This window comes from Streptomyces sp. NPDC044044, assembly GCF_056434405.1.
The window spans coordinates 353380-369515 of the sequence record NZ_JBWKFG010000009.1 but is presented as its reverse complement, the minus strand read 5'-3'; the positions used below and the strand labels follow the sequence as shown (position 1 = coordinate 369515).

The 16136-nt window shown below is 71.2% G+C and carries 17 protein-coding genes; 9 read left to right on the top strand and 8 right to left on the bottom strand.

The features are described 5' to 3' along the window. The first annotated feature begins 1 nt into the window (after position 1). Positions 2-433 carry a hypothetical protein gene (locus tag AC07AG_RS32420; RefSeq protein ID WP_478759683.1) on the top strand — a complete coding sequence of 144 codons (432 nt, stop codon included), beginning with the start codon at positions 2-4 and terminating at the stop codon, positions 431-433. On the opposite strand, the gene AC07AG_RS32415 is transcribed toward AC07AG_RS32420, so the two are convergent. The 3 genes from AC07AG_RS32415 to AC07AG_RS32405 form a co-directional block, all read right to left on the bottom strand. After that, the gene (locus AC07AG_RS32415) at positions 430-933 is read right to left on the bottom strand and encodes a GNAT family N-acetyltransferase (protein WP_478759682.1); all 504 of its coding nucleotides are present in this window, start codon (positions 931-933) and stop codon (positions 430-432) included. The genes AC07AG_RS32420 and AC07AG_RS32415 overlap by 4 nt on opposite strands. 37 nt (positions 934-970) lie before the next feature. Beyond that, on the bottom strand, positions 971-1489 hold the full coding sequence (locus AC07AG_RS32410; RefSeq protein ID WP_478759681.1) for a sigma-70 family RNA polymerase sigma factor: 519 nt from the start codon (positions 1487-1489) through the stop codon (positions 971-973). Between the two features lie 74 nt (positions 1490-1563). Next, a complete protein-coding gene (locus AC07AG_RS32405) occupies positions 1564-2742 on the bottom strand; it encodes a glycerophosphodiester phosphodiesterase (protein WP_478759680.1) in 1179 nt (392 codons plus the stop codon). Positions 2743-3196: 454 nt separating this feature from the next. Here AC07AG_RS32405 and AC07AG_RS32400 point away from each other — a divergent pair, with 454 nt between their 5' ends. After that, positions 3197-3817: a lysophospholipid acyltransferase family protein gene (locus AC07AG_RS32400; RefSeq protein ID WP_361056899.1), complete on the top strand. Its 621-nt coding sequence runs from the start codon at positions 3197-3199 to the stop codon at positions 3815-3817. A gap of 135 nt (positions 3818-3952) precedes the next feature. Here the strand turns inward: AC07AG_RS32400 and AC07AG_RS32395 are convergent, their stop codons facing one another. The 4 genes from AC07AG_RS32395 to argH all read right to left on the bottom strand — a co-directional run bounded on the left by AC07AG_RS32395 (position 3953) and on the right by argH (position 8638). Beyond that, positions 3953-5494, bottom strand: a complete 1542-nt coding sequence (locus tag AC07AG_RS32395) for an MFS transporter (protein WP_478759679.1) — start codon at positions 5492-5494, stop codon at positions 3953-3955. Continuing rightward, positions 5491-6042 carry a TetR/AcrR family transcriptional regulator gene (locus AC07AG_RS32390; RefSeq protein ID WP_249591060.1) on the bottom strand — a complete coding sequence of 184 codons (552 nt, stop codon included), beginning with the start codon at positions 6040-6042 and terminating at the stop codon, positions 5491-5493. Before AC07AG_RS32390 ends, AC07AG_RS32395 begins: the two co-directional genes overlap by 4 nt. An 81-nt stretch (positions 6043-6123) precedes the next feature. Next, a complete protein-coding gene (locus AC07AG_RS32385) occupies positions 6124-7098 on the bottom strand; it encodes an aldo/keto reductase (RefSeq protein WP_478759678.1) in 975 nt (324 codons plus the stop codon). Between the two features lie 88 nt (positions 7099-7186). After that, the gene (gene argH, locus AC07AG_RS32380) at positions 7187-8638 is read right to left on the bottom strand and encodes an argininosuccinate lyase (protein ID WP_478759677.1); all 1452 of its coding nucleotides are present in this window, start codon (positions 8636-8638) and stop codon (positions 7187-7189) included. A 138-nt stretch (positions 8639-8776) separates the two neighbouring features. On the opposite strand from argH, the gene AC07AG_RS32375 reads away from it, so the two are divergent. The 7 genes from AC07AG_RS32375 (at position 8777) to AC07AG_RS32345 (ending at position 15528) form a co-directional block, all read left to right on the top strand. After that, a complete protein-coding gene (locus AC07AG_RS32375) occupies positions 8777-9361 on the top strand; it encodes a pyridoxamine 5'-phosphate oxidase family protein (protein WP_478759676.1) in 585 nt (194 codons plus the stop codon). Positions 9362-9364: 3 nt separating this feature from the next. Further along, positions 9365-10078: a L,D-transpeptidase family protein gene (locus AC07AG_RS32370; protein ID WP_478759675.1), complete on the top strand. Its 714-nt coding sequence runs from the start codon at positions 9365-9367 to the stop codon at positions 10076-10078. Positions 10079-10181: 103 nt separating this feature from the next. Beyond that, the gene (locus tag AC07AG_RS32365; protein WP_478759956.1) at positions 10182-11198 is read left to right on the top strand and encodes a bile acid:sodium symporter family protein; all 1017 of its coding nucleotides are present in this window, start codon (positions 10182-10184) and stop codon (positions 11196-11198) included. A 104-nt stretch (positions 11199-11302) separates the two neighbouring features. Next, the gene (locus AC07AG_RS32360; RefSeq protein WP_478759674.1) at positions 11303-12019 is read left to right on the top strand and encodes a GntR family transcriptional regulator; all 717 of its coding nucleotides are present in this window, start codon (positions 11303-11305) and stop codon (positions 12017-12019) included. Further along, complete coding sequence (locus tag AC07AG_RS32355) at positions 12019-13023, top strand: ADP-ribosylglycohydrolase family protein (RefSeq protein WP_478759673.1); 1005 nt, start codon at positions 12019-12021, stop codon at positions 13021-13023. The genes AC07AG_RS32360 and AC07AG_RS32355 overlap by 1 nt, the downstream gene beginning before the upstream one ends. Before the next feature lie 64 nt (positions 13024-13087). Then, entirely contained in the window at positions 13088-14554 is a 1467-nt protein-coding gene (locus AC07AG_RS32350; RefSeq protein WP_478759672.1) for a purine-cytosine permease family protein, read from the top strand. Next, positions 14551-15528 (top strand): PfkB family carbohydrate kinase, encoded by a 978-nt coding sequence (locus AC07AG_RS32345; protein ID WP_478759671.1) that lies wholly within the window; start codon positions 14551-14553, stop codon positions 15526-15528. Before AC07AG_RS32350 ends, AC07AG_RS32345 begins: the two co-directional genes overlap by 4 nt. A 49-nt stretch (positions 15529-15577) precedes the next feature. Here AC07AG_RS32345 and AC07AG_RS32340 read toward each other — a convergent pair whose 3' ends face one another. Next, the gene (locus tag AC07AG_RS32340; protein ID WP_478759670.1) at positions 15578-16129 is read right to left on the bottom strand and encodes an arginine repressor; all 552 of its coding nucleotides are present in this window, start codon (positions 16127-16129) and stop codon (positions 15578-15580) included. Between the last annotated feature and the right edge of the window lie 7 nt (positions 16130-16136).

Genomic DNA, 16136 nt, shown 5'->3' with positions numbered 1-16136 from the left:
GGTGACGGTGACCGAGCCCGGACAGAGGCGGAGTCAGAGGCAGAGGCTGATCAGCGGGCCCGGCATCCTTCTGGTGTGGCTGTACGGGGTAATGGTGGTCGGCGCTGTGTCGCGCTCCGCCGTGCAGATCTCCACGGACTTCCACAAGGCCCCGCTCGCGTACACGCTGTCCGCGCTGGCGGGTCTCGTCTACGGCTTCATCACGTACTCGCTCGTGCGCGGCGGCGAGAAGGCCCGCAAGGCGGCGCTGGTGTGCTGCGCCGCCGAGCTGGTGGGCGTCCTGGCGGTGGGGACGTGGACGCTCGTGGAGCCGTCCGCCTTCCCCGACGCCACGGTGTGGTCGGACTTCGGAATGGGCTATCTGTTCATCCCGGTGATCCTGCCGGTCACCGCGATCTTCTGGCTGAACAAGGCACGCAGGGCGGGCCGCTAGACCCTGGCCGCGTACGCCGCCGCGGTCGCCTCCTTGGCGAGGGTGACCACCGTGAGCCGTTCGTTCACCTGCTGGGCGCCCACCGCCGCGTAACCGTGCTTGCGGTAGAGCTGGAGATTCTGCTCGCTGCGATGGCCGCTGGAGAGCTGGAAGCACTTGGCGGTGCCGCCCGCGCCGAGGCGCCCCTCTATGGCGTCCAGGAGCCGGCCGCCCAGGCCGTGCCGCTGCATCCTGGGGTGGACGATGAGTTTGTCGATCCGCGCCGTGCCGTCGGGGCCGACCGTGCCGCGCACCGACGCGACGACCTCGTCGCCGAGGCGGGCCACCAGCACGCCCCCGGTGGCGAGTTCGGCCTTGATGGAGTCGAGGGACTGCGTGAGCGGCTCGATGGAGTAGTCGCCGTACAGCTCGGCCTCGCTCTGGTAGCACAGGTACTGCAGTTTGAGGATCTTCTCGGCGTCCTGTCCGCCCGCCTCCGAGATGGTCACGCTCATGCCCATGTGTGCATGCCTCCCGCTCACCTGCTCTGCCGGTTGTCTATCGCTCCTTTCCCCGCGGTTCAGGAGCTGCAACCTCCGCCGCGAGCATTCTGCGCAGACATCCCAGGCAACGAGAACGTTCCGGCCCCAGACTGCCCTGTGACATTCCCAACTGCCCTGCGATCTCCCGGTAGGTGAGGTCCTTGGGGGACAGCAGCGCCGCCATGAGACCGGGGCAGCGTCCGGGCAGTCTGCGCACCGCCGCGTGCAGGGTGCGCTCGCGGTCGGCCCGCAGGGCGCGCTGTTCGGGGCCGCGCTCGGTGTCGTCGGCGGGGTCGGTCGCGTACGCCACCTCGTGCTCTTCCGTACGCCGGGTGCGGCGCGCCTCGGAGGCGACGGCGGCGCGCAGCCAGGTGGCCGGATCGGCGGGTGGGTCGGCGACGTCCATGCGTTCCAGCAGGCGCAGCCAGACGGCCTGTTCCAGGTCACCGGGGTCGGTGCCGGAGCCGTGCGCCGCGGCGACGGCCTCGGCGGCGAGGAGCGGGCGCAGGGTGGGGATGAGCTCGTGGGTGGTCATGCAGGGCGGGACGCGGCCGCTCCGGCAGGAGGTTGCCGGAGCGGCCGTCTGTCACCCCAACCGGGGCCGGACGATCAGTCGTTGACGAAGTCCGCGCGGGCGAGCAGGGCGGTGTCGCAGTTGTCGGAGAAGATCCCGTCGATGCCCGTCTCGAAGTACGCCTTGAAGGCGCCGAAGGCGTCGCCGTAGGCGTTCGGGTCGGTGCCCTTCTTGAAGTTCGTGGGCAGGAAGGTGTTCTCGTTGCGCATCGTGTACGGGTGCAGGATCAGGCCCGCCTTGTGCGCGTCCTTCACCAGGGTGGACGGGGTGCCGAGGCTGCCGTCCGGCTTCTTCGGGATGACCAGGTCGAGCGTGGGGCCGATGCCCTGCGCGAACGACGCCATCCAGTTCAGGCCCTCGGGCTTGATCAGGTCGGCGACGGTGCGCGGGTCGCCCGCCTCGACGAAGTCCCAGGGGCGGGAGCTCGCGCCGGACAGGAGCACCACGAGCGGCGGGTCGACCAGCTTGTTCAGGCGCTGGATGCTGCTGGGCTCGAAGGACTGCAGGAAGTTCGGCGAGTTCTTCTTGTGCCGCCCGTACTTGCGAAGGAGCTTGGCGAGCGGCTCCTCGAGGCCGAGGCCCAGCTTGCGGAAGTACGTGGGGTGCTTGGTCTCGATGTGCAGCCAGATCCGCTTGCCGCGCCCGCGCTCCTGCCGCTGTGCCCACTGGAAGACCTCTTCCAGGGTGGGCACGTCCCAGCGGCCGTCGTAGAGGGTGTTGCGCTGGCGGGTGCCGGGGATGCGCTCCTTGGCGCGCAGCGTCTTCAGCTCGGCGAGCGTGAAGTCCTCGGTGAACCAGCCGGTGATCGAGACGCCGTCGACGGACTTGGTGGCCTTGCGGGACGCGAACTCGGGATGCGCGGAGACGTCAGTCGTCGCGGTGATGTCGTTCTCGTGACGGCATACGAGATGGCCGTCCTTGGTGGGCACGATGTCCTGCTCGATGACGTGCGCGCCCATGTCGAGGGCGAGCTGGTACGAGCCGAGCGTGTGCTCGGGCCGGTAGCCGCTGGTGCCGCGGTGCGCGACGACCGTGGGCACCGGCAGGTCCTTGTAGCCGCCATGCCCGTGCCTGGCGTCGGCTCTCGCCACGCCGGGCACTCCTACGACGGCTGTGCCCGCCCCGAGGACCGCCGCTCCCAGTACCGCGCGCCGCCCCGGCCGCTGCCCCTGCGGCTCCCCGGACTCCGAATGCCTCGACTGCTGCGTAGCCATTGAGCGCTCCTCCCGATGTGCTGCCTTGCACCTGACAAAGCGGCACGATCGTAGGTGGCCGCGCGTGACGGATGGGAGACCCTGGACCGAACGGAAGGGTGACGCCGGATGGCGACTGGTGTGCGGGACGGGGTCCGTTCGGTTGCCTTCGGTCCGGAGCGGCGACCGCGAACTCCGTGGCAGCGCGTGACCGCACCGCGTGACAAGGGCCACTAGGACGCGCCACATGCCGCACACAGGGATAACGTCGTCACAAGAAGGGCGGTCCACGGGCAACACCACGCAAACCCAGGTCAACTCTGCGTATCGAGTGCGTGAACCCGATGTGCGGTGAGCGGGCACCCGCGAGTATCGTCCTCACCTGCACATACTCGTCGTCGACCCGTTGACACCGGAGGGCCCGTTGTCCCGTCTCGCGCTCATCAAGGCTGTGCTCGGACCGATCTTGCGTCTGATGTTCCGCCCACGGGTGGAAGGCGCAGAGAACATTCCGGGCACGGGCCCGGTCATCATGGCCGGAAACCACCTCACGTTCATCGACTCGATGATCATGCCCCTGGTCTGCCCGCGTCCGGTGTACTTCATCGGCAAGGACGAGTACGTCACGGGCAAGGGACTCAAGGGCCGCCTTATGGCGTGGTTCTTCACCGGCTCCGGGATGATCCCCGTGGACCGCGACGGCGGCCACGGCGGTGTCGCCGCCCTGATGACCGGGCGGCGCGTCCTGGAGGAGGGCAAGCTCTTCGGCATCTACCCCGAGGGCACCCGCTCCCCCGACGGCCGCCTGTACCGCGGCCGCACGGGCATCGCCCGGCTGACCCTGATGACCGGCGCCCCCGTGGTCCCCTTCGCGATGATCGGCACGGACAAGCTCCAGCCGGGCGGCAAGGGCCTCCCGCGGCCGGGCCGCGTGACGGTGCGGTTCGGTGAGCCGATGGAGTTCTCGCGGTACGAGGGCATGGACCGCGACCGCTATGTGCTGCGGGCGGTGACGGACTCCGTGATGACGGAGGTCATGCAGCTCTCCGGTCAGGAGTACGTGGACATGTACGCCACGAAGGCGAAGGCCGCGTAGCCCGGGGCTCGTTCTTCGACGGTGCGCCCGCCCGGCGCTCGGGGCTTCCCCCGACACCGGGCGGGCGTTTCGTATTGCCCGCGGGCCGCCTGTGGCTGGTCGCGCGGTTCCCCGCGCTCCTTCGGGGCGCTCCCCTCAGTGCTCTACGCCGTCCTCCAGCTTCGAGCCCTTGAGGAGGAACCACGCCGCCACGGCGGTGGCGATCAGCACCCCCGCGCCCACGCCCGCCGCGAGGCGCAGGCCGTCGACGAAGGCGTCCTGGGCCGAGGACAGCAGCGCCTGGGACTCGTGGGCGGGGAGGCCCGCCGTGGACTCGACGGCGCCGCCCAGCGATTCGTGCGCGGCCGATGCCACCTCGGGCGGGGTGCCCGCAGGGGCGGTGAAGTCGCGGTAGACGCCGGTCACGATGGATCCGAGCAGGGCGATGCCGAGTGCCGCGCCCAGTTCGTACGCCGTCTCGGAGACCGCGGACGCGGCGCCCGCCTGCTCCTTGGGCACGCTGGAGAGGATGACGTCGGCGGTCACCGTGAACGAGAAGCCCGCGCCGATGCCGACAACCAGGAGCGAGGCTCCCAGGAGCGGATAGCCGGTGGACTGGCTCAGCGTGGTGAGCGCGGCCAGGGCGATGCCCACCGCCGCGAGTCCGCCGGCGACCACCGCGCGCACGGAGAACCGCCGCGCGACCATGCCCGCGATCAGACCGGCCGCCACCGCGCCCACCGCGGCGGGCAGTTCGGCGAGGCCCGCCTCGAACGGCCGCCTTCCCTGGACCAGTTGCAGGAACTGGGAGAGGAAGAAGACCAGGCCCGAGAGCCCGAGCACCGTGAGGAGATCGGCGAGCACCGCTCCGGAGAACCCCCGGTTGCGGAAAAGACGCATGTCCAGGAGAGGTGCCGTGAGGGTGAGCTGGCGCCGCACGAACCAGGTGAGCGCGGCCACGCCGAGCAGGCCCGCCGCGCCGACGTCCCAGCGGATGCCGTGCGCCGCCGCCTCCTTGATGGCGTACACGACGGCGATCATGCCGATGAGCGAGAGCACGACGGAGATCAGGTCCCACGGACCCGGCGCCGGGTTCTTCGACTCGGGCAGGAACTTGATGCCGACGACGACCAGGACCGCCATCACCGGCAGGTTGATCAGGAAGACCGAGCCCCACCAGAAGTGCTCGAGCAGGAAGCCGCCGACGACGGGCCCGACGGCCGCACCGGCCGACGCCATGGCGCCCCAGATGCCGACCGCGAGGCTGCGCTCGCGCGGGTCGTGGAAGATGTTCCGGATCAGCGCGAGCGTGGACGGCATCAGCGTCGCGCCCGCGACACCGAGCAGCGCACGGGCCAGCATGAGGAGTTCGGGCGTGGTCGCGTAGGCGTTGAGCACCGAGACACCGCCGAAGGCGACGGCGCCGATCAGCAGGAGCTTCTTGCGGCCGATGCGGTCACCGAGGCTGCCCATGGAGACGAGCAGACCGGCGATGACGAACGAGTAGATGTCGCCGATCCACAGCAGCTGTGTGCCGGTCGGCTTGAGGTCCTCGCTGATGTACGGCGTGGCCAGGCCGAGCACCGTCGCGTCCACGGCGACGAGCAGCACGGCCAGGACCAGCACGGCGAGCGCGAGCCAGCGGCCGGGGCTGCGCTCGACCTCCGTCGACGCGGTCCGCTGTTCGATGCTGGTCATGGTTCCACTCTCCGTTGTGCTCCGCCGATCAGCAGCTCGGCGATCATGTGTGTGAAGTCCTTGGCGGCCACGCGGCCGTCCAGTACGGCCCAGGCGCCGGCGCCGACGAGTCCGTACAGCGCCTCGGTGAGCCAGGCCGGGCTCAGGTCGATGCGGAACTCGCCGCCCTCCTGGCCGCGCCGGAACAGGGCGCCGATGTTGTCGTCGAGCCGCGACCAGCCCTCGTGCTGCGCGTCGTCCTCGAAGAGCTGGTTCTCGGTGACGAGGAACGCGAGCAGTCCCGCGGCCGGCTGGATCTCCTTCACCAGGCGGCGCAGTGCCTCCTCCGCGCTGTCCTCGCCGAGCCGGGCCGCCTCCAGGGCGGCCTCGCACTCCTGGATGCCGAGCTCTTCCAGGGCGCGCACGAGGGCGTAGCGCCCGGCGAAGTGGCGGTGCAGGGTGGCGCGGCTGATCCCCGCCGCGCGCGCCACCTCGTCCATCGTCGAGGAGCCTTTGCGGGTGAGTTGCGCGGCGGCGCTGCGCAGCACCTGATCGCGATCGACTGACATGAGACAACCATAGTCCATGTGAGACAGATTTGTCTCACGAGATACGCAGACCTCTCACCGAAGGGTCACCCCAGGGGTCTGTCAGTGCCAGGGCAGCTGCCCGCGCCGCTCCCAGTACGCGGCCGGCTCCTCCACGAGCCCCGCGAGCCGCTCCAGCTGCTCCGCGTCGAGGTCGACGGCCGCCGCGTGCAGGTTCGAGACGAGCTGGACCGAGGTGGCCGCGCCGGACAGGACCACCCCCGCCCACGGCTGGCGCAGCACCAGGGCCAGGGCCACCGCGTCGCAGCCGAGGCCGGTCGCCCCGGCGGTCTCGCGCAGGGCCGCGGGGGCGTGCGGGTCGGCGAGGCGGCCATTGGCCATGGCCTCCTTGACCAGGACGGTCAGGCCCGCGTCATGGGCCTCGGCGAGCGCGGGGCCCGCCGATGTCTCCAGGGCGTTGTACGTGGCCTGGACCGTGCGGAAGAGCGGCTCGCCGTCGACGGTCACTTCGAGGGCGGCGCGGATCGCGGCCGCCTGCTCCGGTCCGCTGACCGAGAGTCCGACCGTCACGCCTTCGGCCGCCAACTCGGCCAGCCTGGCGTGCAGTTCCTTGTCGGTGAGGGCGGGGCTCTGCGGTGTCACGGAGTGGATCTGGTAGAGGTCGAGCCGCTCGCCCAGCAGTTGGGCGCTCTCCTCGCGCTGACGGGCGTACGCGGCGACGCTGTGGTCCTTGACCTCGTGCGGGCCCTCGGCGCCCACGCTCCAGGCGGCCGTGTACGTATAGCCCCACTTGCTGCCGATCACGACGTCATGGATGTCGGGCCTGGCGTGCAGCCAGTCGGCGAGGAACTCCTCGGAGCGGCCGTAGGAGCGCGCCACGTCGATGTACCGGACGCCAAGGGCGTAGGCGGCGTCGAGGAGTTCGAGGGTGCGCTCGCGCAGGGCCTCGACGCTGCGCGACGGCGGCAGGTCGGCGTCGCGGCCGAGCGTGATGTAGCCGGGCCTGCCGACGGCGGCCAGGCCGAAGCCGATGTGGGCGGTGGGGGTGGTCGCTGCGGCCAAGCGCGAGAAGGGCATCGCGGGCTCCGTTCGGTCGGCTCCTTGCGGAAGAACGACCAACGTAACCCGCGATGCCCACGTCAACGCGGCACGCGCTGCCCCGGCGTCACTTACGCGCCGCGGCCACTCCTGTGCGAGCCGCCGCCCATTCCTGCTGAACCGTCAGATCGGCCTTGACCTCGGCGAGCTGGACGGCGACGGCCGACGGGGCGGTGCCGCCGCGGCCGTTGCGCGACGCCAGGGCGCCGGGGACGTTCAGGACGGTCCTGACCTCGGGGGTGAGGTGCTCGGAGATCTTGGCGAACTGCTCGTCCGTGAGCTGGTCGAGCTCGATGCCGTGCGCCTCGCACTCCTTGACGCACTCACCGGCCACCTCGTGCGCGACACGGAACGGCACACCCTGCCTGACCAGCCACTCGGCGATGTCCGTGGCGAGCGAGAACCCGGCGGGGGCCAGCTCCTCCATGCGCTCGCGGTGCACGGTGAGCGTCGCCATCATGCCGGTGAAGGCGGGGAGCAGGACCTCCAGCTGGTCGCAGGAGTCGATGACCGGCTCCTTGTCCTCCTGGAGGTCGCGGTTGTACGCGAGCGGCAGCGCCTTGAGCGTGGCCATCAGGCCGGTCAGGTTGCCGATGAGACGGCCCGACTTGCCGCGCGCCAGCTCGGCGATGTCCGGGTTCTTCTTCTGCGGCATGATCGACGAGCCGGTCGAGAAGGCGTCGTGCAGCGTGACGAAGGAGAACTCCTTCGTGTTCCAGAGGATGATCTCCTCGGCGATCCGGGAGAGGTTCACGCCGATCATCGCGGTGATGAAGGCGAACTCCGCCGCGAAGTCCCGCGACGCCGTCCCGTCGATGGAGTTGGCCGCCGAGCCGCGCTCGAAGCCGAGGTCGGCCGCGACGGCCTCCGGGTCGAGGCCCAGGCTGCTGCCGGCGAGCGCGCCCGAGCCGTACGGCGAAACGGCCGTCCGCTCGTCCCACTGCCGCAGTCGCTCCGCGTCCCGGGAGAGGGACTGGACGTGCGCGAGGACGTGGTGCGCGAAGAGCACGGGCTGGGCGTGCTGCAGATGGGTGCGCCCCGGCATGGCGACGTCGGGGTGCGCCTCGGCGAGGCCGACGAGCGCGCCCTGGAGGTCGGCGATCAGACCGCCGATGATCCGGGCGTGGTCCCGCAGATACATCCGGAAGAGCGTCGCCACCTGGTCGTTGCGCGACCGGCCCGCGCGGAGCTTGCCGCCGAGGTCCGGGCCGAGCCGCTCGAGCAGGCCACGCTCCAGGGCCGTGTGCACGTCCTCGTCGGCGATGGTGCCGACGAACTCGCCCGATGCAACGTCGGTCTCGAGCTGGTCGAGCCCGGCCAGCATGCGGTTCAGCTCGTCCTCGGCGAGGAGGCCCGCCTTGTGGAGCACACGCGCGTGTGCGCGGGATCCGGCGATGTCGTACGGCGCCAGGCACCAGTCGAAGTGGACCGATGCCGACAGCTTGGCCAGGGCCTCTGCCGGGCCGTCCGCGAAACGGCCGCCCCAGAGCCGGACGTCACCGCCGTTGTTGCTGCTCACTTCACGTGCTCCTTACCCTGCATTCGCCGTCATGCATGAGTATGCAGTGTTCCGTATGTTTCGTCAATTCACCCACAGCGCGAGACGTCGCGCAAAGTCGTTAGACAGGCGAAGGATTTCTGACAATAATCCTTAGACATGGGAAAGACTTACGAACGCATCGACGGCAGACTCCGCGCCTTCATAGAGGCTCAGCCCCTCTTCTTCACCGCGACCGCGCCCCTCTCCGGCGACGGCACGGTCAACCTCTCCCCCAAAGGTCTCACCGGTTCGTTCGCCGTCGTCGACGAACACACCGTGGCCTACCTCGACTTCGCGGGCAGCACCGCGGAGACCGTCGCGCACCTGCGCGAGAACGGCCGCATCACCCTGATGTGGTGCGCCTTCCAGGGCCCTCCGAACATCGTCCGGGTGCACGGCCGCGGCGAACCCGTCTTCCGCGACGACCCGCGCTGGGCGGAGCTGCTCGGGCACTTCCCCGACATCGACCCGAGCCTGCACGGCCTGCGCGCGATCATCGTCGTGACGGCCGACGTCGTCCGCGACAGCTGTGGATACGCGGTGCCCTTCATGACGTACGACGAGGACCGCGACCTGCACGGCAGGCGCTTCGCGCGCGAGGACGACGCGTCGCTGAGCGAGTACTTCTCCAAGCGGCAGATCGCGCAGAGCATGGACGGCCTGCCGGGAGTGCCGTTGCCGCTGCCTCCCACTACGGTCTGAGCCATGCGCCCCCGTGCCGCCGCCCTCGCGTCCGCAGCCGCCCTCGTCCTCGCCGCCGCCGGAGCCATCGGCGCGGCGCCCGGCACGAGCCCTCCGCTGCCGGACCGCATGGCGGACACGGGCGGCGGAACCCAGCTCATCACCGCACAGGCCGCGCGCACCGGCTCCACCACCGGCACGGTGACGTGGTGGGACCGGAGCGGCGGGCGGTGGGTGAAGTCCGGCGCGGCTGTGGCACGGTTCGGCGCCAAGGGCCTGACGGAGGGCGGCTCCCGCAAGCAGGGGACGAACACGACGCCCACCGGTCTGTTCCGGCTCCCGTACGCCTTCGGCATCAAGTCCGCGCCGCCCGGCACGGACTATCCCTACCGCCGCGTCACGAAGAACTCCTGGTGGTGCCAGGACAACGACTCCCGCTCCTACAACCGCTGGACCCAGCCCCGCCCCGCCGACTGCCGCGCCGCCGAGTCCGAGCACCTCATCACGTACGCGACCCAGTACGCGCACGCCCTCCTGATCGGCTTCAACTACGACCGCCCGGTGCGGGGCCGCGGCGCCGGGATCTTCCTGCACGTCAACGGGCGCGGGGCGACGGCGGGTTGCGTGTCGGTGTCCGGCGACGCGATGCGGCGGATCCTTCGGTGGGCCGAGCAGGACCGGCGGCCGCACATGGCGATCGGGACGGCGTCGGGGGCGACGGCGATCACGCGCTACTGACGCGCCCCGCCAGCACCGCCCGCACCACGCGCCCCGCCCGCCCCGCAGCTTCGTGTAGCGACCACATATCGAGACAGGTTTGCGTCCACGCGCCACGGCGGCGTTGCATCGCCGGGTGCAAACCGAACAGACGATCCCCAGCTCCACGGAGAGCGCCGACAAGGCGGCCCGCCTCGCCGTCACGGTCTTCCCCGTCCTCGTGCTCGCCGCAGGCGCGCTCGGCCTGATGGCGCCGGACGCCTTCAAGGGCTGGGGCACGAACGTCCCGTACCTCCTGGGGCTCGTGATGTTCTGCATGGGGCTCACCATGACCCCGCTCGACTTCCAGGGCGTCGTCAAGCGGCCCTGGGCCGTCGCGCTCGGCCTGGTCGCGCACTACGTGATCATGCCGGGGCTCGGCTGGCTGATCGCCCACGCGCTCGGGCTCTCGCCCCAACTGGCCGCCGGCGTCATCCTCGTCGGCTGCGCGCCGAGCGGGACCGCGTCCAATGTCGTGACCTATCTGGCCCGTGGCGACGTGGCCCTCTCCGTCTCGGTGGCCACCGTCTCGACCGTCCTCGCGCCGCTCATCACGCCGCCGCTCACGCTGCTCCTCGCGGGCGAGTATCTGCCCGTGGACGCGGGCTCGATGGTCACGGACATCCTCAAGACCGTGCTGCTCCCGGTCCTCGCCGGTCTCGTCGTACGGCTGCTGTTCGGCCGCTACATCGGGCGGGTGCTCAGCGCGCTTCCGTGGCTGTCCGCCCTGACCATCGCCGTCATCGTGGCCGTCGTGGTCGCGGGCAGCGCGGCGGCCATCAAGTCGGCCGCCCTGCTCGTCTTCGTCGCCGTCGTGCTGCACAACGGCCTCGGGCTCGCGCTCGGCTACGGCGCGGGCAAGCTGGCCCGCCTCGGACCGCCCGCCTCGCGCGCCATGGCCTTCGAGGTCGGCATGCAGAACTCGGGGCTCGCGGCGTCGCTCGCCACGGCCCACTTCAGCCCGCTCGCCGCGCTGCCCGCCGCCGTGTTCTCCGTGTGGCACAACGTCTCGGGGGCGCTGGTCGCCGCCTGGATGTCGCACCGGGCGCGACGTACGGAGCAGCGGACCGAGGAGCAGGGCGCGCCCGCACAGCAGGCCTGACGGTCCGAAGACCTGAAGACCTGAAGGCCTGACGGGCGGGCCTCCCGCAAAGAATCTTCCGGCAGCCGTAGACGGGACGGATCAGCTCCGCTTACCTTCTAGACATGCCTGGACAGGTTCATAAACATCATCGCGTCGCGCACGTCCTCGCCGACGAGATCCGCGCCGGGGTGCACGCCGACGGCAGCCGCCTCCCCGGCGAGCACGCCCTGCGGGAGCGGTTCGGGGTCAGTCGCACCACCGTCCGCCAGGCGCTCAGCGCCCTCGGCGAGCAGGGGCTCATCGAGACGCACGCCGGCATCGGTTCGATCGTCACGTTCGACGGGACCCCGCTCGACCAGCAGCTCGGCTGGACCCGGGCGCTCGCCGACCAGGGCACCGAGCTCGCCACGGACACGCTGCGCTTCGAGCGGATCGCCGACCCGGAGCTCGCTGCCGAACTCGGCATCGCGGACCCGCACTTCATCGCCCTCGACCGCGTCAGGCGACTGACCGACGGCGCGGGCGTCTCCCTGGAGCGCAGCCGCGTCCCGGCCGTGCCCGCCCTCGCCGATCTGCCGGAGCGAGGCCTCGAAGGCGGCTCGCTGAACCGGACCCTGATCGCCGCCGGCCACATCGCGGCATCGAGCGACGCCCGCATCGCGGTGTCCGGCCTCGGCGACGAGGACGCGGGGCTCCTGCACCGCGCCGCCGGTGAGCCGTTCATCCGGCTCGCCCAGGTCTTCCGCGACGCCGACGGGGAGGTCGTGGAGCAGGTCACGAGCCTGCTCGACCCGTCACGGTTCCAACTGCACGTACGCACCGGCCGAGGAGGCCACTGATGACCACCGCACCCCCCGACCTTCTCGACCGCGCGCTCGGCGCCTTCTACGGACTCGCGCTCGGCGACGCCCTGGGCATGCCGACCCAGGTCATGTCCCGCGAGGACGTCGTACGCGTCTACGGCACCCTCACCGGATTCGAACCCGCCAGGGACGACAACCCCGTGAGCGCGGGCATGCCCGCCGGAGCCGTCACCGACGACACCGACCAGGCGGTCATCGTGGCGCGGCTGCTCGTCGAGGGCGGCGGGCACGTCGACCCGCTGCGGTTCGCCGACGAACTCCTCTCCTGGGAGCGGGAGATGAAGGCCAAGGGCTCCTTCGACCTGCTCGGCCCGTCCACCAAGGCCGCCTTGGACGCCGTCGCGGGAGGCACCGACCCCAAGGAGGCGGGCAGGTACGGCACCACCAACGGCGCCGCGATGCGCGTCACCCCGGTCGGGATCGCCTTCGCCACGGGTCCGCTGCCGGACTTCCTCGACCGGGTCGTGGAGTCCTGCCAGGTCACCCATGACACGAACATCGGCATCGCGGGCGCCGCGGCCGTCGCGGCGGCGGTGAGCACGGGCGTCGCCGGCGGCACGCTCGACGAGGCCTTCGACGCGGCGATCGCCGCCGCCGATGCCGGTGCCCGGCGCGGCAACTGGATCGCGGGCGCCGACATCGCCGCCCGGATCGACTGGGCCCGCGAGCTGGTGGACGGCCTGGACGAAGCCGCAGCCCTCGACCGCATCGTCGCGCTCATCGGCACCAGCGTCGCCAGCCAGGAGTCGGTGCCCGCCGCGTTCGCGGTGCTCGCGCTGACCGGCGGCGACCCCTGGCGCAGCGCACTCCTCGCCGCGAACCTCGGCGGCGACAGCGACACGATCGGCGCGATCGCGGGTGCGGTCGCCGGATCGGTGCGCGGCCTTGCGGGCCTGCCCGCCGACGCCGTACGCACCCTGCGCACGGTCAACAGCCTCGAACTGGAGCCGCTGACGGCCCAGTTGCTCACCCACCGCTGAAACCACCGAGCTCTCGCCGCACTCCCCCGTCCCCGCCCCACGTATCGCGCAAGGAGGTCCCGTCATGGCCGCTTCGACGAAGAACGATCAGGTCGGCACCGTAGAGACCCGAGGGATCGAGCCGGTCCCCGACAGTGAGCGTCACGGCCACGCGGGCCAGATGTTCTGGACGTGGTTCGCCGCCAACATCTCGATCCTCGGGCTGCCGCTCGGCGCGACGCTCGTCGCCTTTCGCGGACTGAACATCTGGCAGGCCGCGCTGGTCGCGATCGTCGGCTCGTTCGGATCGTTCGCGCTGGTGGGGGCGCTGAGCCTGGCCGGCAAGAAGGGCGGGGCACCCGCGCTCACGCTCTCCCGCGCGGTGTTCGGGCAGCGCGGGAACGCGGGTCCGACCCTGGTCACCTGGCTGAGCCGGGTCGGCTGGGAGACGATCACGACGACCACGGCGGCGTACGCGCTGCTCGCCCTCCTCGGGGTGGCCTTCGACGTCCGTCAGAACTCCTTCCTGACCGTGCTCTGCCTGCTGGTCTTCATCGCCTGCACGCTGCTGATCAGCGGCCTGGGGCACGCCACGATCATGTGGATCAACAAGTGGGCGACGGTCCTTTTCGGTGTCCTGAACCTGATCGTGATGGGCTTCCTGGTCGCGACCGTCGACTGGTCGAAGGTGCTCGAAGCCCCGGCGGGACCGTCGAGCGGTGTCATCGCGGGCATCGGCTTCATCGCCGCGGGCACGGGCATCGGCTGGGCCAACGCCGGTGCGGACTACGCCCGTTACCTCCCCCGTACGATCCCGGGGCGCCGTCTGGTCACCGCGTCGGCCTTCGGTGCGGGCATCCCGCTGGTGCTGCTCATCTCGCTCGGCTCGCTCCTGACGGCGGGCGACCCCTCGCTCGCCACCTCCTCCGACCCGGTCTCCGCGATCAACGCGATGCTGCCGTCCTGGATGGCGATCCCGTACCTGATCGCGGCCTTCGGCGGCCTGCTGATGTCGAACCACCTGTCGACGTACTCCGCGGGCCTCACCATGATCACGCTGGGTCTGCGGGTGCCGCGGGCCTGGGCCGTGGTCATCGACATCGTGCTGATGTTCCTCGGCGGCATCTATTTCATGCTGATCGCGGACGACTTCTACGGCCCGTTCTCCACCTTCCTGACCCTGCTCGCCGTGCCGATCTCCGCCTGGATCGGGGTGATCGCGGTCGACATGCTGCGGGGCCGCGACTACGACCCGGACGCCCTGATGGACACCTCGCGCACCAGCCGCTACTGGTACACCGGCGGCTTCCGGCTGCCCGCCGTGCTCGCCTGGGTGGCGGCGATCGTCTCCGGGCTCCTCTTCACGACCGCGGGCACGGGCGCGGACGACGTGTGGTTCTCCGGGCCGCTCGCCGACACCTGGCCGGGCGTCAACGGCCTGGGCTGGGCGGTCTCGATAGGAGTGGGTGCGGCGGTGTACGCCGTCTTCGGCGGGCGCGGCCCGATCACCACTCCCGCTTCCTCCCCCGCACTTGAGGAGTCCGTCCGATGAGCACGCCTTCCCCTTCCCCGCGCCTCGTCCTGGCGGGGAACGTCATCGCCGACCTCGTCATCGAGGTCCCCGCGCTGCCCGAAAGGGGCGGCGACGTGATCGGCTCCCGTACGGAGCTGTACGCGGGCGGCGGCTTCAACGCGCTGACGGCGGCGCGGCGTCTGGGGGCCGACGCGGTGTACGCGGGTCTGCACGGGACCGGGCCGTACGGGGATCTCGTACGCCGTGCCCTCGCCGACGAGGGCATCGCGACCCTGCATCCGGTGCGCACGGACGGGGACACGGGGTTCTGCGTGGCCCTTGTGGACTCCGGGGGCGAGCGGACGTTCGTGACCAGCTTCGGGGTGGACGCGCGGATGACGGCGGCGGAGACGGCGGCTGTCGCGGGGGCGCTGCGGCCCGGGGACACGGTGCAGTTGTCCGGGTACAGCTTGGTGATGGAGGTCAACGGCCCTCTGCTGTCCGCGTTCGCGGCGGGTCTTCCGGCCGACGTCCGGGTGTGCTTCGATCCTGCGCCGCTGGTCGCCGACATCCCCGCGGAGGTCCTTGAGCCGGTCCTCGCGCGGACGGACTGGCTGAGCTGCAACGCGCGTGAGGCCCGCCTGATGACGGGCCTCTCCCTTCCGCAGGAGGCGGCTGCCGCCCTGCGGGGGCGGCTCGCGCCGGGGGCGGGGGTGTTGGTGCGGGCCGACAAGGACGGGTGCTGGCTGGCTGCGCCCGGCTCGGGCGACGTGGTGCATGTGCCCGGGTTCCCCGTGGACGCGGTGGACAGCAATGGCGCCGGGGACGCCCATGTCGGGGCGTTTCTCGCCCTGTTGGGGCGGGGCCTCGACCCGCTGGCGGCCGCGCGCGGCGCGAACGCGGCGGCGGCCTGTGCGGTGACGCGGCGGGGGCCGGCGACTGCGCCGGGGCTTGCGGAGCTGGTGGCGTTTCTTGGGGATGCGGATGATCCCCTGGGTGAGTTGCTGAGGTAGGCCTCAGACGCCGGCCGGGCTGGAGATCCAGCCCGGCCGGCGGGAGACTTCAGTGCTCGTTCGAAGCCAGGCGCAGCAAATGGTCCGCCAGCGCCTGGCCCCCCGCAGCCTCCCGGCTGATCAGCATCAGCGTGTCGTCCCCCGCGATCGTCCCCAGGATGTCGTGCAGCTCCGCCTGGTCGATCGCCGAGGCGAGGAACTGCGCGGCGCCCGGCGGCGTCCGCAGGACGACGAGGTTGGCCGAGGCCTCCGCCGAGATCAGCAGCTCCGCCGAGAGGCGGCGCATCCGCTCCTCCTTGGCGGACTCCCCCAGCGGCGCACGCGGAGTGCGGAAGCCGCCCTCGCTCGGCACCGCGTAGATCAGGTCGCCCTCGGCGTTGCGGATCTTCACGGCGTTCAGCTCGTCCAGGTCCCGCGAGAGCGTCGCCTGCGTGACCGTGAGGCCGTCGTCGGCGAGCAGCTTCGCCAGCTGGCTCTGGGAGCGCACCGGCTGCCGGTTGAGGATGTCCACGATCCGGCGGTGGCGTGCGGTGCGGGTCTGCGGCACGGCGGGCCCGGCGTGATCCGGGTGTTCGTGCTCGTTGCCTTGCGCCTGGCTCATCGTCGTC

What these genes read in the sequence shown, in the direction of transcription:
- AC07AG_RS32350 (WP_478759672.1), top strand. Translation starts at nt 13,088, where the DNA reads ATGGCCGCTTCGACGAAGAACGATCAGGTCGGCACCGTAGAGACCCGA.
- AC07AG_RS32395 (WP_478759679.1), bottom strand. Translation starts at nt 5,494, where the DNA reads ATGACCAGCATCGAACAGCGGACCGCGTCGACGGAGGTCGAGCGCAGC.
- AC07AG_RS32400 (WP_361056899.1), top strand. Translation starts at nt 3,197, where the DNA reads ATGTTCCGCCCACGGGTGGAAGGCGCAGAGAACATTCCGGGCACGGGC.
- AC07AG_RS32405 (WP_478759680.1), bottom strand. Translation starts at nt 2,742, where the DNA reads ATGGCTACGCAGCAGTCGAGGCATTCGGAGTCCGGGGAGCCGCAGGGG.
- AC07AG_RS32410 (WP_478759681.1), bottom strand. Translation starts at nt 1,489, where the DNA reads ATGACCACCCACGAGCTCATCCCCACCCTGCGCCCGCTCCTCGCCGCC.
- AC07AG_RS32375 (WP_478759676.1), top strand. Translation starts at nt 8,777, where the DNA reads ATGGGAAAGACTTACGAACGCATCGACGGCAGACTCCGCGCCTTCATA.
- AC07AG_RS32355 (WP_478759673.1), top strand. Translation starts at nt 12,019, where the DNA reads ATGACCACCGCACCCCCCGACCTTCTCGACCGCGCGCTCGGCGCCTTC.
- AC07AG_RS32370 (WP_478759675.1), top strand. Translation starts at nt 9,365, where the DNA reads ATGCGCCCCCGTGCCGCCGCCCTCGCGTCCGCAGCCGCCCTCGTCCTC.
- AC07AG_RS32340 (WP_478759670.1), bottom strand. Translation starts at nt 16,129, where the DNA reads ATGAGCCAGGCGCAAGGCAACGAGCACGAACACCCGGATCACGCCGGG.
- AC07AG_RS32385 (WP_478759678.1), bottom strand. Translation starts at nt 7,098, where the DNA reads ATGCCCTTCTCGCGCTTGGCCGCAGCGACCACCCCCACCGCCCACATC.
- AC07AG_RS32345 (WP_478759671.1), top strand. Translation starts at nt 14,551, where the DNA reads ATGAGCACGCCTTCCCCTTCCCCGCGCCTCGTCCTGGCGGGGAACGTC.
- AC07AG_RS32390 (WP_249591060.1), bottom strand. Translation starts at nt 6,042, where the DNA reads ATGTCAGTCGATCGCGATCAGGTGCTGCGCAGCGCCGCCGCGCAACTC.
- AC07AG_RS32360 (WP_478759674.1), top strand. Translation starts at nt 11,303, where the DNA reads ATGCCTGGACAGGTTCATAAACATCATCGCGTCGCGCACGTCCTCGCC.
- AC07AG_RS32415 (WP_478759682.1), bottom strand. Translation starts at nt 933, where the DNA reads ATGGGCATGAGCGTGACCATCTCGGAGGCGGGCGGACAGGACGCCGAG.